The sequence below is a fragment of the Diaphorobacter sp. HDW4A genome (genome assembly GCF_011305995.1).
Taxonomy (GTDB): domain Bacteria; phylum Pseudomonadota; class Gammaproteobacteria; order Burkholderiales; family Burkholderiaceae_C; genus Diaphorobacter_A.
On record NZ_CP049910.1, the window covers coordinates 3,043,919 to 3,060,919 of the forward strand.

Annotated in this window: 14 protein-coding genes and 1 other RNA gene; 10 read left to right on the forward strand and 5 right to left on the reverse strand. The window is 60.5% G+C overall.

The window, feature by feature from the left end; all coding sequences use genetic code 11:
- Positions 1-81: 81 nt before the first annotated feature.
- From G7047_RS13835 to ompA, 5 genes are all read right to left on the reverse strand, one after another.
- Positions 82-1,308 carry an integrase arm-type DNA-binding domain-containing protein gene (locus G7047_RS13835; RefSeq protein WP_166306328.1) on the reverse strand — a complete coding sequence of 409 codons (1,227 nt, stop codon included), beginning with the start codon at positions 1,306-1,308 and terminating at the stop codon, positions 82-84.
- A gap of 283 nt (positions 1,309-1,591) precedes the next feature.
- Positions 1,592-1,970, reverse strand: a transfer-messenger RNA (tmRNA) gene (gene ssrA, locus G7047_RS13840).
- A gap of 13 nt (positions 1,971-1,983) precedes the next feature.
- Complete coding sequence (locus G7047_RS13845) at positions 1,984-2,649, reverse strand: HAD family hydrolase (protein ID WP_205904843.1); 666 nt, start codon at positions 2,647-2,649, stop codon at positions 1,984-1,986.
- Positions 2,650-2,671: 22 nt separating this feature from the next.
- Entirely contained in the window at positions 2,672-3,388 is a 717-nt protein-coding gene (gene ubiG / locus G7047_RS13850) for a bifunctional 2-polyprenyl-6-hydroxyphenol methylase/3-demethylubiquinol 3-O-methyltransferase UbiG (RefSeq protein WP_166306334.1), read from the reverse strand.
- A 112-nt stretch (positions 3,389-3,500) separates the two neighbouring features.
- On the reverse strand, positions 3,501-4,169 hold the full coding sequence (ompA, locus tag G7047_RS13855) for an outer membrane protein OmpA (protein WP_166306337.1): 669 nt from the start codon (positions 4,167-4,169) through the stop codon (positions 3,501-3,503).
- Positions 4,170-4,394: 225 nt separating this feature from the next.
- Here ompA and gyrA point away from each other — a divergent pair, with 225 nt between their 5' ends.
- The 10 genes from gyrA (at position 4,395) to G7047_RS13905 (ending at position 16,807) form a co-directional block, all read left to right on the forward strand.
- Positions 4,395-7,088: a DNA gyrase subunit A gene (gene gyrA / locus G7047_RS13860; RefSeq protein ID WP_166306340.1), complete on the forward strand. Its 2,694-nt coding sequence runs from the start codon at positions 4,395-4,397 to the stop codon at positions 7,086-7,088.
- A gap of 133 nt (positions 7,089-7,221) precedes the next feature.
- On the forward strand, positions 7,222-8,331 hold the full coding sequence (serC, locus tag G7047_RS13865) for a 3-phosphoserine/phosphohydroxythreonine transaminase (protein WP_166312063.1): 1,110 nt from the start codon (positions 7,222-7,224) through the stop codon (positions 8,329-8,331).
- A 78-nt stretch (positions 8,332-8,409) separates the two neighbouring features.
- Positions 8,410-9,510, forward strand: coding sequence for a prephenate dehydratase (gene pheA / locus G7047_RS13870; protein ID WP_166306343.1), 1,101 nt, complete (start codon positions 8,410-8,412; stop codon positions 9,508-9,510).
- Between the two features lie 11 nt (positions 9,511-9,521).
- Positions 9,522-10,409: a prephenate dehydrogenase/arogenate dehydrogenase family protein gene (locus tag G7047_RS13875; protein ID WP_166306346.1), complete on the forward strand. Its 888-nt coding sequence runs from the start codon at positions 9,522-9,524 to the stop codon at positions 10,407-10,409.
- Between the two features lie 7 nt (positions 10,410-10,416).
- Positions 10,417-12,447, forward strand: coding sequence for a bifunctional 3-phosphoshikimate 1-carboxyvinyltransferase/cytidylate kinase (locus G7047_RS13880; protein ID WP_166306349.1), 2,031 nt, complete (start codon positions 10,417-10,419; stop codon positions 12,445-12,447).
- Positions 12,448-12,633: 186 nt separating this feature from the next.
- Positions 12,634-14,319, forward strand: a complete 1,686-nt coding sequence (gene rpsA / locus G7047_RS13885) for a 30S ribosomal protein S1 (protein ID WP_166306352.1) — start codon at positions 12,634-12,636, stop codon at positions 14,317-14,319.
- Positions 14,320-14,457: 138 nt separating this feature from the next.
- The gene (locus G7047_RS13890) at positions 14,458-14,772 is read left to right on the forward strand and encodes an integration host factor subunit beta (protein WP_166306355.1); all 315 of its coding nucleotides are present in this window, start codon (positions 14,458-14,460) and stop codon (positions 14,770-14,772) included.
- Between the two features lie 97 nt (positions 14,773-14,869).
- On the forward strand, positions 14,870-15,184 hold the full coding sequence (locus G7047_RS13895; protein WP_166306358.1) for a lipopolysaccharide assembly LapA domain-containing protein: 315 nt from the start codon (positions 14,870-14,872) through the stop codon (positions 15,182-15,184).
- Positions 15,174-16,328 (forward strand): lipopolysaccharide assembly protein LapB, encoded by a 1,155-nt coding sequence (gene lapB, locus G7047_RS13900; protein ID WP_166306361.1) that lies wholly within the window; start codon positions 15,174-15,176, stop codon positions 16,326-16,328. The genes G7047_RS13895 and lapB overlap by 11 nt, the downstream gene beginning before the upstream one ends.
- Positions 16,329-16,411: 83 nt before the next feature.
- A complete protein-coding gene (locus G7047_RS13905) occupies positions 16,412-16,807 on the forward strand; it encodes a helix-hairpin-helix domain-containing protein (protein ID WP_166306364.1) in 396 nt (131 codons plus the stop codon).
- Positions 16,808-17,001: the final 194 nt, after the last annotated feature.

Here is a 17,001-nt window from a genome sequence, read left to right on the forward strand (position 1 = left end):
AATCCGCTGGTGCTCTCTGTAGGGCCTCCTTTGCGCGGCGGGGTGAGCGGCAGTAACCGCTGCAAAGTAGCCCACCAAGGGCTATCCCTTTGCAGCCTCACCCAAACGCAGTTGATCCAAGTAATCAGCCCACTGCTGAACCATTTCAAAGCGCTTTGCCAAGTATTTCGTACGGTTGTAGCTACGACCGTTGGAGTCCTTCACCATGTGCGCCAGATTTGCCTCAATTGCCAAAGGATCCAAATCCAGCTGATCAACAAGCATAGTGCGCGCACTTGCGCGGAATCCGTGCCAGCTCTGCTCAGTCCCAAACCCAAGACCATACAAAGCGCTTCGCACGGAGTTATCTGACATTGGGCGCTCATGATCACGCTGCCCTGGAAAGACGTAAAGGCTACGTCCTGTCAACTCCTGCAAGTCTCGCAGCAGCTCCACGGCTTGCGTTGGCATCGGCACCACATGCGGGTCACCGTTAGCCTTTTCCTCCACCGTTCGCTTCATCTTCGCGCTCGGAATCGTCCATGTGGCAGCATCCAAGTCGAGCTCAGTCCACTCCATCATGCGCAAGTTTCCGGGGCGCTGATAGAGCATTGGCGCCAGCAACAGCGCTGTACGGACAATCGGGCCACCCTTGTAGGCATACATAGCCCGAAGTAGTTCACCAAAACGCTGCGGCTCAACAATTGCGGGGAAATTCTTGCCACGATACGGTAGCAATCGACTTTTCAAGCCTTCGGTGATGTCCCGTTGATCATTTCCAGCGGTTGGAAGCCAGTAACGCCATATTTGGCGAACAAGCATCAGACCTCGATCCGCCGTTTCGATAGCACCCCGCTCTTCCACTTTTTTCAGAACGGACAGGAGCTCCATTGGCTCAATGCTTTCCATTTGTCGATCACCGATCCATGGAAATAAATCTCGTTCAAGCTGGCGTTTTGTACGTTCGGCATGGCTGGCACTCCATGTCCCTACTTGCTTGGCGTGCCACTCCAATGCCACAACCTTGAACACGCTTCCGTCAACTGCCAAGCCCTTGAGCTTTTCCATTTTTCGAGCCTGAACTGGATCAACACCTTCCGATTTCTTCAATTTGGCAATATCACGCGCCTTGCGTGCCGCCGTCAGGGAAACAGTCGGATAGCTGCCCAATGCAAGCTGCTTTTCCTTATTTTGGATTCGGTACTTGTAGAACCACCGCTTGGAGCCATTCGGACTCACCTGCAAGTAAAGCCCTCCGGAATCAGCAAATCTCGCTTGTTTGCGATCAGCGGGGCAACTGGCGTTTCGGCATTGCACATCGGTCAACATGGGGCATGAACTCAATTGGCTAGGGGGTACAACGCCCACCTGACGCGTACCCCACGGGGGTACAAGTGAAACGCCAAAAGGCCCATGTAGCAAGGCCTAGCGCCAATCAGGGGGTACAGATTGGCTGAAGTATATGCAAAAACAGGATTGCACCCCCACTCGTACCCCCATCATCCTCCGGCTGTCAGCGAACGACAATGAACCATCACAAACCATAACTCATTGATTTAACAAAGAAAAAAGGCGTTCACTGAACTTCAGTGAACGCCTTTGAACGTTATGGTGGTGGAGCTGGCGGGAATTGAACCCGCGTCCGCAAGCCTTCACCGGGCAGATCTACATGTTTAGTGTTCTGATTTGAGTCTCGCCTCCAGAGTCGCGCAGGCACACGCTACAGAGGAAGCCAGCTCCCTTGGATCTCGCTACATACCAAGGAGCCCGGTACGCGGCCAGCTGATGTGAATTCCTTTGCAGCCTGGAGGTATTGCTACCCCCTTGCCCAGCCCATCAGCGTGCTGTTGCAAAGCTCACCGGTGTTTAAGCGGCGAGTGCGAAACGTTCGTCGTTTGCAGTTAGTTTTTTGAATGGAGATTTACGAGCGTCACTCAAGCTCGACATGCACCACGCCGATTCCGAACCCACGTCGAAACCAGGGCAGCCCCTTAGGAAGCTATTTTAGTCTGTATTCAGGAATTTCAAGAGCTCAAGGGGAGATTCGATCAAGAAATCTGCACCCCAGTCGCGCGGATTGGCTCCATCACCCAGGTAGCCGTAGGCTGCGGCGACCGTCAACATGCCAGCCGCCTTGCCGCCGATGATGTCGCGCTCGTCGTCGCCAACGTAGATGCACTGCGCCGGATCGACCTGGATTCGTTTCGCCGCCTCGAGCAAGGGAGCTGGATGCGGCTTGGAATGTGGGGTCGTATCGCCGCTTACCACCGCGCCAGCCGAGGCGAATAGCGGCATGCGTTCCACGATCAGCGAGGTGAAGCGGGTCGCCTTGTTCGTCACCACGCCCCAAGGCATGGAGCGTGCGACCAGTGCATCCACCAATTGAGGAACACCCTCGAACTGAAAGGTGCTTTCATGGATGCGGGCTTCGTAGTTGTTAAAAAACTCTTCCCGCAATGCCGAAAAGTCGGGGTGTTCCGGCGTCATGTCGAAACCGACCTTGAGCATGCCTCGCGCACCGGCGCCTGCCATGTGGCGATAGGCGTCGATCGGCAACGAGGGCATGCCGCGCGCCACGCGCAGCATGTCGGCTGCAGCGCCAAGGTCGGGGGCGCTGTCGATCAGGGTTCCGTCGAGATCGAACAGGACAGCTCGGACGTTCTTCGTCAATTCACTCATCTCGGGTGGTCCATCAGTTCTCAATGGGGCGACGGGTGGCAAACATATAGTTCACGCTGGTGTCGTCGTTGAGCCAATACCGGTTGCTCAGCGGATTGAACTGCAGGCCACGGGTCTGCAGCACGTCCAGTCCGGCAACCCGACAGGCCATGGCCAGTTCGCTCGGGCGGATCATCTTGGCGTATTCATGCGTGCCCTTGGGGATCATCTTGAGCAGGTATTCCGCACCGACAATGGCCAGCATGAATGCCTTGGCGTTGCGGTTGATCGTCGAGAAGAAGACCCAACCACCCGGTTTGACGAGTTTGGCGCAGGCTGCGACGACCGAGCCCGGATCGGGCACATGTTCGAGCATCTCCATGCAGGTCACGGTATCGAATGCGCCGGGCTGCTCCTCGGCCAACGCCTCGACCGCTACTTCGCGGTACTGAATATCGGGCGTTTCGGTCTCGAGCGCATGCAGTTGCGCCACACGCAGCGCCTTGGCGGCCAGATCGACGCCGAGCACCTGAGCACCGCGTCTTGCCATCGAGTCCGCCAGAATGCCGCCACCGCAGCCGACGTCCAGCACCCGTTGGCCGCGCAGGGGCGAAATCTGGTCAATCCAGTCCAAGCGCAGAGGGTTGATCTGGTGCAGCGGGCGGAACTCGCTTTCTGGATCCCACCAACGATGGGCCAGTTCGGAAAATTTGGCCAGTTCGGCCGGATCGGCGTTCACGGATTCAGTCATGCGGTGATTTTCCCCGATTCGCGGGTCATCGAGAGCATCAACCTGCATCCCGAAAGGCGAACGGCCATGAAAAAAGCCCCTCGAGAGGGGCTTTTCATCGCAATCGCAAGGATTACTTGGCGGCTTGTGTGCCCACCACTTCGATTTCCACGCGACGGTTCTTGGCGCGGCCAGCTGCAGTCTTGTTGTCTGCGACTGGTTGCTTTTCGCCCTTGCCTTCGGTGTAAACGCGGTTCTTTTCGATGCCCTTGGACACCAAGTAAGCCTTCACAGCTTCAGCGCGGCGAACCGACAGCTTCTGGTTGTAAGCATCGGAACCGATGGAGTCGGTGTGACCCACAGCGATGATGACTTCCAGGTTGATGTTCTTGACCTTGGAGACCAGATCATCCAGCTTGGCCTTGCCTTCTGGCTTCAGGACAGACTTGTCGAAGTCGAAGAACGCGTCAGCAGCGTAAGTAACCTTGTTGGAAATTGCTGCAGGTGCTGGTGCAGGAGCAGCAGGCTTGGCTTCAGCAGGTGCTGGTGCGGGAGCGACAGCCGGAGCAGCAACCGCAGCCTTTTGCAGAGCGCCATCGCAGCCTTCGGCAGCGGTAGCAGGCGTCCAGTTGGCATCACGCCAGCACAGTTCGTTGGTACCGTTCTTCCAGACCAACTCACCAGTGCCGTTTTGCCAATTGTCGACGACGTTGCCGCCATCAGCTGCCTTGATTTGAGCGCCAGCAGATGTAGCGAGCACGGCAGAGGCCAACAACATCGCCACTTTGTTCAGTTTCTTCATGGTTCTCCTCTTGGGGAAAAAGCCGCAGCCGCGCTGCGAATCAGGGACGTCGTCAGTGACCATCACTAAGAACGTTGGAAACGATTGTGCCATACGTAACATCGTCCGGTCTGCACCTGAGGGTCATGAACGGTAGGACAAAAGCGCAATACCCGAAGAATTGTTGCCAGCGCGCAACATGACGTTGGACCTAAAATGGCGACTTCCGCAGTCATTCCAGTTGTCATGACCCAGTTTGCCAAAGAAACTTTGCCCATCAGCCTCGAAGAGGAGATGCGCCGCAGTTACCTTGATTACGCGATGAGCGTGATCGTGGGCCGCGCCCTCCCCGACGCACGCGATGGCCTGAAGCCAGTACATAGGCGAGTTCTGTATGCCATGCACGAGCTCAATAATGACTGGAACCGTCCATACAAGAAGTCCGCCCGTATCGTGGGTGACGTGATCGGCAAATATCACCCTCATGGTGACATTGCTGTTTACGACACCATCGTGCGCATGGCGCAGAACTTCTCCTTGCGTCATATGTTGGTGGACGGTCAGGGCAACTTCGGTTCGGTGGACGGCGACAGCGCCGCCGCCATGCGATACACCGAAATCCGCCTGTCGAAAATCGCCCACGAAATGCTGGCCGACATCGACAAGGAAACCGTCGATTTCGGTCCCAATTACGATGGCAGCGAGCAGGAGCCTCTGGTACTGCCCAGCCGACTGCCCAATCTGCTGGTCAATGGCTCGGCTGGTATCGCTGTGGGCATGGCGACGAACATTCCGCCGCACAACCTCAACGAGGTGGTGGATGCCTGCCTGCACATGCTGCGCAACCCGGATGCGACGATCGACGAGCTCATGGAGATCGTTCCCGCGCCGGACTTCCCCACCGCCGGCATCATCTATGGCATCAACGGTGTGAAAGAAGGTTATCGCACTGGTCGTGGCCGCGTCGTCATGCGTGCCAAGTGCCATTTCGAGGACATCGACAAGGGTCAGCGCCAGTCGATCATCGTCGACGAGCTGCCCTACCAGGTCAACAAGAAGACGCTGCAGGAGCGCATGGCCGAGCTGGTGCACGAGAAGAAGATCGAAGGCATCAGCCACATTCAGGACGAGTCCGACAAGTCGGGCATGCGTCTTGTGATCGAACTCAAGCGCGGTGAAGTGCCCGAGGTGGTGCTGAACAATCTGTACAAGCAGACGCAGCTTCAAGACACCTTCGGCATGAACATGGTCGCGCTGATCGATGGCCAGCCCAAGCTGTGCAATCTGCGCGAACTGATTCAGGTGTTCCTGCAGCACCGCCGCGAGGTGGTCACACGTCGCACTGTATTCGAGCTGCGCAAGGCCCGCGATCGCGGCCACGTGCTCGAAGGCCTGGCGGTTGCGCTCGCGAACATCGATGACTTCATCCGCATCATCCGCGAATCGCCCACTCCACCGGTCGCCAAGTCAGAGCTGATGGCTCGCTCGTGGGACAGCTCGCTGGTGCGCGAAATGCTCACCCGCACCCGCGAAGACGGCGGCGTGATCAGCGCTGACGACTACCGCCCAGAAGGCCTTGAGCACGAGTTCGGCATGCAGTCCGATGGCCTGTACCGTCTCTCCGAAACACAGGCCCAGGAGATCCTGCAGATGCGTCTGCAGCGCCTGACCGGTCTGGAGCAGGACAAGATCGTCGCCGAGTACAAGGAAGTCATGGCGGTGATCGAAGACCTGCTGGATATTCTGGCCAAGCCCGAGCGCGTCTCCGTCATCATCGGCGAAGAACTCACCGTCGTGAAGACCGAGTTCGGCCAGACCAAGCTCGGCGCACGTCGCACCGAGGTTGAACACAGCGCGCAGGACCTCTCCACAGAAGACTTGATCACGCCCACCGACATGGTGGTAACGCTCTCGCACTCCGGCTACATCAAGAGCCAGCCGCTGTCGGAATACCGCTCGCAAAAACGTGGCGGTCGCGGCAAGCAGGCCACAGCGACCAAGGAAGACGACTGGATCGACCAGCTCTTCATCGCCAACACGCACGACTATCTGCTGTGCTTCTCGAACAAGGGCCGCCTGTACTGGCTCAAGGTCTGGGAAGTGCCCGCCGGTTCGCGCGGTTCGCGCGGTCGCCCCATCGTCAACATGTTCCCGCTGCAAGACGACGAGAAGATCAACGTGGTGCTGCCGCTGACCGGCGAATACCGCAGCTTTCCGGCCGATCACTACGTGTTCATGGCGACCAGCATGGGCACGGTGAAGAAGACGGCGCTCGACGACTTCAGCAACCCGCGCAAGGCCGGCATCATCGCCGTGGGCTTGGACGAGGGCGACTTCCTGATCGGCGCGGCACTCACAGACGGCAAGCACGACGTGATGTTGTTCAGCGACGGTGGCAAGGCTGTGCGCTTCGATGAGAACGATGTGCGTCCGATGGGCCGTCTGGCACGCGGCGTGCGCGGCATGAACATCGACGAGACGCAAAGCGTGATCGCGATGCTCGTGGCAGATGCAGAGTCAACTGCCGAATCGATCGAAGGTGGCGAAGCCAACACCAGCGCGCAAAGCGTGTTGACCGCCACTGAAAACGGCTACGGCAAGCGCACACACATCAGCGAATACACCCGCCATGGTCGCGGCACCAAGGGCATGATCGCGATCCAGCAGACCGAGCGCAATGGCAAAGTGGTTGCGGCAACGTTGGTGAGCACCGACGACCAGATCATGCTGATCACTGACACTGGCGTTCTGGTGCGCACCCGCGTGGGCGAAATCCGCGAGATGGGACGCGCAACGCAAGGCGTCACCTTGATTTCGCTGGATGATGGAGCCAAGCTGAGCGGCTTGCAGCGCATCGTCGAAAACGACGCGAATGCGGCAGAGGGCGGCGACGTCGAAAATGGAGCAGAAGGTGACGAAGGCACCGCCAGCGACGCTTGATGCCCCCATGTGGTGAGCGGGCTCGCGCAAGCAACCCGCTGTCCGCAGCAACACGGCATCCTTCGCGCCGACAATCAGTCACGCGAAGGATGCTTGCAGCGAGATGCTGCTTTTTCTTTTTTCAGGTTTGATGATGAATCGCCCCTACAACTTTTCTGCCGGTCCTGCCGCCATTCCCGAAGAAGTTCTGAAAACAGCGGCCGCCGAGATGCTCGACTGGCACGGCAGTGGCATGAGCGTGATGGAGATGAGCCATCGCGGCAAGGAATTCATCTCGATCTGCGAAAAGGCGGAATCCGATTTCCGCGAACTCATGGCAGTGCCCAAGGAGTTCAAGATCCTGTTCATGCAAGGTGGAGGCTTGGCAGAAAACGCCATCGTTCCGCTGAACCTCTCACGCGGCGCGACCGTGGATTTCGTGGTCACCGGTTCGTGGAGCCAGAAGTCGCTCAAGGAAGCGGGCAAGTACGCATCCGAAGTGCACACCGCCGCATCGGGCAAGGAAAGCCAATTCACCACCCTGCCCGATCCATCCTCATGGCAATTGAGCCGTGGCGCGAGCTACCTGCACATCTGCAGCAATGAAACCATCGACGGTGTGGAATTCCAGCAATTGCCGGACCTGAAGGCACTGGGCAGCGATGCGCCGCTGGTCATCGACTTTTCCTCACACGTGGCTTCGCGTTCGGTGGACTGGTCCAAGGTGGGCCTCGCCTTCGGCGGCGCACAAAAGAACCTCGGCCCCGCCGGCCTCACACTCATCGTCGTGCGCGAAGATCTGCTCGGCCACGCCCTGCCCGCCTGCCCGAGCGCGTTCGACTACAAGGTGGTCGCAGACAACGCGTCCATGTTCAACACCCCGCCGACCTGGGGCATCTACATCGCGGGTCTGACTTTCGAATGGCTCAAGAACCAGCGCGAAGGCGATGCCACCGGCGTGGCTGCCATGGAACTGCGCAACATCGCCAAGGCCAAGGCGCTGTACGACTACGTCGACGCATCGGGCTTCTACGTCAACAAGGTCGCAGCAAACTGCCGCTCGCGCATGAACATTCCGTTCTTTCTGAATGACGAATCGCGCAACGACGCCTTCCTCGCCGGTGCCAAGGCGCGCGGCCTGTTGCAGCTCAAGGGACACAAGTCCGTGGGCGGCATGCGCGCCAGCCTCTACAACGCCATGCCGATGGCGGGCGTCGAGGCACTGATCGCCTACATGCGAGAATTTGAACAAAAGCATAGCTGACCGCTGCGCTCCTCCCGCGCACCGCAGCCGATGTACTGAACGCCTTTTTCCGAACTTCCGAATACCGACCCCGCAACGATGACCACTCCTCAAGCCTCTCCAGATCTCGCCAGCCTGCGTGTGCAGATCGACAACATCGACCAACAACTGCTCGCCCTGCTGAACCAGCGCGCGTTGGTGGCAGAGCGTGTGGGCGAGGTCAAGAAGCGAGAAGGTTCGGCATTTTTCCGCCCGGATCGCGTGGCACATGTCATCGAGAAGATCAAGGCCGCCAACCCCGGCCCGCTCAAGCCCACACATGTGGCTGCCATCTGGCGCGAGATCATGTCGGCCTGCCTCGCACTCGAATCACCCCAGCGCGTGGCGGTGCTCGGCCCTGCAGGCACCTTCTGCGAAGAAGCAGCGATCCAGTATTTCGGCGGCGCGGCCGACCTGCTCTACTGCAACAGCTTTGAAGAGGTCTTCCACGCCACCGCCGCAGGCAGCGCGCAATATGGCGTCGTCGGCATCGAAAACTCCACAGAAGGCGTGGTGACCCGCTCGCTCGACATGCTGCTGCACACCCCCTGCCACGTGGTGGGCGAAGTGAGCCTGCTGATTCGCCACAACCTGCTGCGCACGACCAATTCCGCCGAGGAAATCGAGGTCATCGCTGCACACCCGCAGGCGCTGGCGCAGTGTCAGGCGTGGTTGTCCAAGCACCTGCCGCACGCCGAGCGTCGCCCGGTGGAGAGCAATGCCGAAGGCGCACGTCTGGCAGCGCTCAACCCCACATGGGCAGGCATCGCCAGCGAGCGCGCCGCGCAACAGTTCGGTCTGCATGTGGTGGCGCACGCGATTCAGGACGAGGCTTACAACCGCACGCGTTTCGCAGTGATCTGCCTGCCCGGCACGCTGAACACACCGCCGCCGTCGGGCCATGACAGCACCAGCCTGATCATCTCGGTACCCAACCGTCCGGGCGCCGTGTACGACCTGCTCGCGCCGCTCAAGAAACACAATGTCTCGATGACGAGATTCGAGTCGCGACCCGCCCGTACCGGCAAGTGGGAGTACTACTTCTATGTGGACATCGAGGGCCACCCCGAACAGTCCAACGTGGCACAAGCACTCGGCGAGCTCCAACAGCTCAGCGCGTTCTACAAGCTGCTCGGCACCTACCCCACGTCCGCTGCCTGAGGTTGACCCGCATGTTCGAACAACTAGGTCTCATCGGCTGTGGCCTCATGGGAGGCTCATTCGCCAAGGCCATGAAGCGCGCCGGACTTGTCAATCGCGTGGTCGGTTACAGCAAGTCACCCTCGACCACCGAACGCGCACGCCAACTCGGCGTGATCGATGTGGAAGCTCCCTCAGCCCTGCTGGCCGTGGCCGGTGCCGATATCGTGCTCGTCGCCGTTCCGGTGGCGGCGACCGAAGCCACCCTCAAGGCCATCAAGCACCTCGTCACGCCGCAGATGCTGGTGATGGACGTGGGTTCGACCAAGGCCGATGTGGTGCAGGCCGCGCGTGCTTCGCTGCGTGACCAGATCGGCTCCTTCGTCCCCGCTCACCCGATTGCGGGCCGCGAAGTCGCGGGCGTGGAGCATTCCGATCCCGATCTCTATACCGGCCGCCAGGTCATCCTCACGCCGACTGAGCGCACGCTGACCGCGCAGATCCGCCGCGCCGAAGAACTCTGGACAGCCCTCGGCTGCCGCGTCTCGCACATGTCGCCCGAAGCGCACGATGCCGCATTTGCTGCCGTGAGCCATCTGCCGCACATGCTCGCGTTCGCGATGATGAACAGCCTGACGAACCAGGAGCGTTCGGACGAGCTGCTTTCGCTCGCTGGCCCCGGATTCCGTGATTTCACCCGCATCGCCGCGAGCGACCCGAAGATGTGGCGCGACGTGCTGCGCGCCAATCGCGACGAAGTGCTCGCGCAGTCACGTCAGTTCCAGCAGGCGCTCGCACAGTTCGAGAAGGCCCTGCAGGGCAACGACGATCAGGCGCTCGAAGACCTGATTACCCTCGCCAGCCACACGCGCGCCAACTGGCGCATGGGTGCGCAGCGCACGCGCAAAGACGACTTGTAAACCTACGATGTTCACTACCGAGTACCTCGACCTCCCGCCCCTGCAATCCGCGGGCGGAAGCGTGCAACTTCCCGGCTCCAAGAGCATCTCCAATCGCGTCTTGCTGCTCTCCGCTCTAAGCGAAGGCACGACCGAAGTGCGCGACCTGCTCGCCTCCGACGACACCCGTGTGATGCTGGACGCGCTGCGCCAGATCGGCTGTGATGTACAGGAAGGCTTGGGCGACGATGCGGGCACCGTGCGCATTACCGGCCTCGGCACCAAGGCCCCGACCTCCCCCGCCAGCCTTTTCCTCGGCAATGCCGGAACGGCCATGCGCCCGCTGACCGCCGCGCTGTCGCTGCTCGGCGGTGAATTCGAACTCAAGGGCGTGGCGCGCATGCACGAGCGCCCGATCGGCGACCTGATCGACGCGCTGCGCCAGCTTGGCTGCCGGATCGACTATCTCGGCAATGAGGGCTTTCCGCCGCTGCGTATCCAGCACGGCGACGGCCTGCCGCCGCTCAAGCTCAATGAATCGATCAAGGTGCGCGGCGATGTCTCGAGCCAGTTTTTGACCGCCCTGTTGATGGCTCTGCCGCTGGTCGCAAAGACGCAGGACATCGTCATCGACGTGGTCGGCGAGCTGATCTCCAAACCCTACATCCACATCACGCTCGAGCTGCTCGCGCGCTTCGGCATCATCGTCCAACACGACAACTGGCAGCGCTTCACTATCGCGGCGGGCAGCCGCTATGTGTCGCCCGGCGTGCTGCATGTAGAGGCAGACGCCTCCTCGGCGAGCTACTTCATAGCCCTCGGTGCCATCGCGCCGAGCAGCGAAGGGCAGGACGGTATCCAGGTACTCGGTGTCGGGCAAGATTCCATCCAGGGCGATATCCGCTTCGTCGAAGCCGCCCGCGCCATGGGGGCCGACATCGAAAGCGGCCCGAACTGGCTCAGAATCCGCCGCGGTGCATGGCCACTCAAGGCCGTCAACATGGACTGCAACCACATCCCCGACGCGGCCATGACGCTGGCGGTGATGGCACTGTTCGCCGACGGCACGACCACGCTCACCAACATCGCGAGCTGGCGCGTGAAGGAAACCGACCGCATCGCCGCCATGGCCATCGAAAGCCGCAAGCTCGGCGCGGTCATCGAGGAAGGCCCGGACTACCTGCGCATCACGCCGCCGGCCACCGCCGCCGACTGGAAGGCCGCCAGCATCCACACCTACGACGACCACCGCGTCGCGATGTGCTTCTCGCTTGCCACCTTCAACCCGGCAAGCGTACCGGTGCGCATCGAAGACCCCAAGTGCGTCGGCAAGACCTTCCCCGACTATTTCGAGGCGCTTTTCAGCGTCGCGCGCACCGAGCAGAAGCACATTCCCGTGATCTGCCTCGACGGCCCTACCGCCTCCGGCAAGGGCACGGTGGCGGCAGCTGTCGCCAGGAAGCTCGGTTATCGGTTCTTGGACTCTGGTGCGATGTACCGCATCACCGCCTATGCTGCCCTCAAGGCCGGCATGGTCATCGACACCGCCCATGAGGAGCGCATCGCCGCCCTCGCCCGCGAACTGCCGGTGCATTTCGAGGGGGGGCGCATCTGGCTCGGCAAGGAGGATGTGAGCGATGCCATCCGCACCGAAGAAGCCGGAATGAACGCTTCCAAGGTCTCGGCGCTGGGGCAGGTGCGCCTGGCGCTGGTCGATCTGCAGCACAGCTTTCAGAAGCTTCCCGGCCTCGTCGCGGACGGCCGGGACATGGGCACGGTGATCTTCCCCGAGGCCCCGCTCAAGGTGTTTTTAACGGCATCCGCAGCCTGTCGCGCCGAGCGCCGCCATAAGCAGTTGATTTCTAAAGGGATTTCAGCTAATATCGACATTCTTCGCGCCGACTTGGAGGCACGCGACGCCCGGGATCAGAACCGGGCAGTGGCGCCCCTCAAGCCTGCGCAGGATGCTCTGGTGCTGGACAACTCTGATCTTTCCGTCGATGAGGCGGTTGATCAGGTAATTGCCTGGTGGCAGACACGTCAGCCATTTGGCACTTGATTTTCGGATCAAGCGCCATCAACTGACCCCGCTGGCCCACACGGTCCCTGTCGCGCTCTGCTGGCGCATCGGCTGTGTGGTTTTTGCAACTCTAACCCCGTGGTTGACTCCACACCCCTCCGCAGGCAGCCATAAAAACATTCGGCAATAGTGCCAATGGAAACCTGTTTGTGGACAAGGAAATTCATGTCTGAATCTTTTGCCGCCCTATTTGAAGAATCGTTGCAGCGTACGGAAATGCGCCCAGGCGAGGTCATCACCGCTGAAGTGGTGCGCGTTGAACACAACTTCGTGGTTGTGAACGCTGGCCTGAAGTCTGAAGCCTACGTGCCAATCGACGAATTCAAGAACGACCAGGGCGAAATCGAAGTCCAAGTGGGTGACTTCGTGTCCGTGGCCATCGGCTCGATCGAAAACGGCTACGGCGACACCATCCTGTCGCGTGACACCGCCAAGCGTCTGGCTTCGTGGCTGTCGCTCGAGAAGGCTCTGGAATCCGGCGAATTCGTCACCGGTACTACTTCCGGCAAGGTCAAGGGCGGCCTGACCGTTCTGGTCAACGGCATCCGCGCATTCCTGCCAGGTTCGCTGATCGACACACGTCCTATCAAGGACCTGACCCCCTACGAGAACAAGACCTTGGAATTCAAGGTCATCAAGCTCGACCGCAAGCGCAACAACGTGGTGCTGAGCCGCCGTGCCGTGGTGGAAGCCTCGATGGGCGAAGAGCGCGCCAAGCTGATGGAAACGCTGAAGGAAGGCGCCATCGTCAACGGCGTGGTCAAGAACATCACCGAATACGGTGCGTTCGTGGACCTCGGCGGCATCGACGGCCTGCTGCACATCACCGACATGGCATGGCGTCGCGTGCGTCACCCATCGGAAGTGGTGCAAGCCGGTCAGGAAATCACTGCCAAGATCCTCAAGTTCGATACCGAGAAGAACCGCGTGTCTCTGGGTCTCAAGCAAATGGGCGACGACCCATGGATGGGCGTTGCTCGCCGCTATCCTTCGGGCACACGTCTGTTCGGCAAGGTCACCAACATTGCTGACTACGGTGCATTCGTGGAACTGGAACCCGGCATCGAAGGTCTGGTGCACGTTTCCGAAATGGACTGGACCAACAAGAACGTTGCACCTTCCAAGCTCGTGTCGCTGGGTGACGAAGTCGAAGTCATGGTCCTCGAGATCGACGAAGACAAGCGCCGCATCAGCCTGGGCATGAAGCAGTGCAAGGCCAACCCATGGCAAGAATTCGCACAGAACACCAAGCGCGGCGACCGCGTGAAGGGTCCGATCAAGTCGATCACCGACTTCGGCGTGTTCGTGGGTCTGGCTGCCGGTATCGACGGCCTGGTTCACCTGTCCGATCTGTCTTGGAATGAAGCTGGCGAAGCCGCCGTGCGCAATTACAAGAAGGGCCAGGAAGTCGAAGCCATCGTGTTGGCAGTCGATGTCGACCGCGAGCGTATCTCCCTCGGTATCAAGCAGCTCGATGGCGATCCATTCACGACCTTCGTGACTGTGAACGACAAGGGCCAGATCGTGTCCGGCAAGGTCAAGACTGTGGACGCCCGTGGCGCTGAAATCGACCTCGGCGAAGACATCATCGGCTACCTGCGCGCTTCCGAAATCTCCCGCGACCGCGTGGAAGATGCTCGCAACGTGCTCAAGGAAGGCGACGAAGTGACCGCTGTGGTGGTGAACGTGGATCGCAAGACCCGCAACATCCAGCTGTCGATCAAGGCCAAGGACCAGGTTGACCAGCAAGAAGCCATGGCTTCCCTGTCGGCTCAGTCCGCCAAGGAAAACGCCGGCACGACCAGCCTCGGCGCCCTGTTGCGTGCCAAGCTGGACAACTCCGACAAGTAATCCCACCTGTCGGTTGCCTTGCAGGCACTGAAATGAACGGCTGCCCAGTTGGTTCCAACCAGCGGGTGGTCGCTCTGGACAGCGGGCGCTTCAAGCGTCCGCTTTTTTTTGGTTTCACCAAAGTTTTGCGATATCTACATGACCCGATCTGACCTTGTTGAAGAACTGGCAGCCCGCTTCACCCAATTGACGCAGCGCGACGCCGAAATCGCCGTCAAGACCATTCTCGACGCCGTCAGCGATGCACTCGTGCGCGGTCACCGCATTGAAATTCGTGGCTTCGGCAGCTTCTCGGTCACACGTCGTCCGCCGCGCATGGGCCGCAACCCACGTAGCGGGGAAGCCGTCGCCATCCCTGAAAAGCGCGTACCGCACTTTAAGCCAGGCAAGGCACTGCGCGAAACTGTTGACCAGCGTGGATCCGCTGCAGCGCCGCTCAAGGACGCTTCCTGAGCCGTTCTCCTGTCTTCCTTGCGCATCCATGAGGGGCTTCGCCCGTCGGGTGCAGGACTGACCGTAGAATCTCCCGCAGCCCCGGAGAGATTCATCCATGAAATATTTCCTGTGGTTGCTCAAGGCAGCCATATTCTTCACGTTGTTCGCGTTTGCGCTGAACAACCAGCAGGACTCGATCGTCCACTTTTTCTTTGGCACGCAATGGCGCGCGCCGCTGGTGCTGATCGTGCTGGCGGCGTTCGCGCTGGGCGTGGTCGTCGGCGTGCTTGGTATGGTCCCGCGCTGGTGGAAGCACCGCACCGCAGCGCAAAAGAGCGCACAGCCCGAGGCCACTGCTGTGGCTGCGGTGCAAGCCCCAAGCCCCGTCAACGACGCCGCCTTGCAGCAGCCCCCCATCCATGGAATTTGATCTCAGCTGGATTCTGCTGGGCCTGCCGGTCGCCTTCGTGCTCGGTTGGCTGGCTTCGCGCTTCGACCTGCGCCAGTTGCGCGACGAGAACCGCCGCGCGCCCAAGGCGTATTTCAAGGGACTGAACTTCTTGCTCAACGAGCAGCAGGACCAGGCCATCGACGCCTTCATCGAGGCCGTGCAGAACGATCCCGACACCACCGAACTGCATTTCGCACTCGGTAACCTGTTCCGCCGCCGGGGCGAATACAACCGCGCCGTGCGCGTGCACGAGCACCTGCTCTCGCGCGGCGACCTGAGCCGAGCCGACCGCGACCGAGCCCAGCATGCCCTCGCGCTCGACTTTCTGAAGGCCGGCCTGCTCGACCGTGCGGAAGACGCGCTGCGCCGCCTCGAAGGCACACCGTTCGAGGCGCAGGCACGCGTGGCACTGCTGGCCATCTACGAGCGCTCGCGTGACTGGCCGCAAGCCATGGCGATCACCCAGAAGATGCAGGAGGCACATCAGGGCGACTTCAGCGCGCGCCAGGCCCACTTCCTCTGCGAGCAGGCGCTGGCCAAATCCGCACAGGGCGACACCGATGGTGCCGAAGCCTTGCTCAGACAAGCCGTGCAGACAGCCCCACAAGCGGCGCGTGCACGCATCGAGCTGGCCCGCCTCAAGCAGCGCGCGGGCAAGTCGCAGGAGGCGCTGGACTTCCTGCTCGAGCTCGCGGAGGTCGCCCCGCTCTGGCTGCCTCTCGCCGTGCCACTGATGATCGAACTCAGCCTAGCCACCGGCAAAGCCACCGAGGTGCGCGCGCTGCTGCGCCAGCGCTATGACGTGATGCCATCGCTCGATCTGCTCGAAGGCATCGTCTCGCTCGAGAACGCGCTGGGCAACAGCGCCACCTCGCGAGAGTGGTATGTGCGACACCTCGAACACGAGTCTTCCCTAGTCGCTGCGGCCAAATGGCTCCATGACGAAAAGCTTGAACACGAGCAATTTCACCCCCAGGTGCAACGATCTCTTGATCAGGCCGCAAAGCCGCTCACACGCTACCGCTGCGCCGCCTGCGGTTTTGAGGCGCGTCAGCATTTCTGGCAGTGTCCCGGCTGCCAGACATGGGATAGTTACCCGGCGCGCAGAGTCGAAGAGCTTTAAACAAGTTGGAGCTCCTCTCTGGCGTGTTGTGCAACACGGCATTCACCCAAGAACGAATGCCATCACAGAGGGAGGAAATCACCATGAAGTTCCGACGCTGGATCGTCAGTCTGGCGGCCATGCTGAGCACCACGCTCGCACTGGCCGCAGTCGACATCAACAAGGCCACCGAGGCTGAGCTGGACGGCATCAAGGGCATCGGCCCGGCCACTACTCGCTTGATCGTGGAGCAGCGCAAATCCGGCCCCTTCGCCGACTGGGTTGATCTGACCCGACGAGTCAAGGGCATAGGAGCCAAACGCGCCGCCAAGCTCTCGGGCGAAGGCCTGACCGTCAACGGCCAGCCGTTTGCCGGGGCTGCCGACGCGACGGCCAACACTACCAAGACCGCAAAGTTCGCTGCCCCAAAACCTGCCAAGGCAGACGCAACACCCACAGCAACGCCAACGACAGAGCTCGGCAAGACACAGAAGCCATGAGGCGGCACTGAATCGGCGGCCGCGCACTGAGCGCGCCACTGCAAATCAAAGGCGATGGAAAGCGATTTCCATCGCCTTTTTCATTGCTGGACACCCATCGAAGGTCCAACCGCTAGCGACGTTTCTCACGGAAAATGACTAACGAAGCCCTTCTTTGGATCGAAACAACCCTTGAATTCACCGGAGTTTTACGA

Bases quoted from the DNA above. Each gene is read 5' to 3' on its own strand.
- pheA (WP_166306343.1), top strand. From the start codon at position 8,410: ATGACCACTCCTCAAGCCTCTCCAGATCTCGCCAGCCTGCGTGTGCAG.
- G7047_RS13880 (WP_166306349.1), top strand. From the start codon at position 10,417: ATGTTCACTACCGAGTACCTCGACCTCCCGCCCCTGCAATCCGCGGGC.
- ubiG (WP_166306334.1), bottom strand. From the start codon at position 3,388: ATGACTGAATCCGTGAACGCCGATCCGGCCGAACTGGCCAAATTTTCC.
- gyrA (WP_166306340.1), top strand. From the start codon at position 4,395: ATGACCCAGTTTGCCAAAGAAACTTTGCCCATCAGCCTCGAAGAGGAG.
- G7047_RS13905 (WP_166306364.1), top strand. From the start codon at position 16,412: ATGAAGTTCCGACGCTGGATCGTCAGTCTGGCGGCCATGCTGAGCACC.
- rpsA (WP_166306352.1), top strand. From the start codon at position 12,634: ATGTCTGAATCTTTTGCCGCCCTATTTGAAGAATCGTTGCAGCGTACG.
- G7047_RS13835 (WP_166306328.1), bottom strand. From the start codon at position 1,308: ATGTTGACCGATGTGCAATGCCGAAACGCCAGTTGCCCCGCTGATCGC.
- G7047_RS13890 (WP_166306355.1), top strand. From the start codon at position 14,458: ATGACCCGATCTGACCTTGTTGAAGAACTGGCAGCCCGCTTCACCCAA.
- G7047_RS13875 (WP_166306346.1), top strand. From the start codon at position 9,522: ATGTTCGAACAACTAGGTCTCATCGGCTGTGGCCTCATGGGAGGCTCA.
- G7047_RS13895 (WP_166306358.1), top strand. From the start codon at position 14,870: ATGAAATATTTCCTGTGGTTGCTCAAGGCAGCCATATTCTTCACGTTG.
- lapB (WP_166306361.1), top strand. From the start codon at position 15,174: ATGGAATTTGATCTCAGCTGGATTCTGCTGGGCCTGCCGGTCGCCTTC.
- serC (WP_166312063.1), top strand. From the start codon at position 7,222: ATGAATCGCCCCTACAACTTTTCTGCCGGTCCTGCCGCCATTCCCGAA.
- ompA (WP_166306337.1), bottom strand. From the start codon at position 4,169: ATGAAGAAACTGAACAAAGTGGCGATGTTGTTGGCCTCTGCCGTGCTC.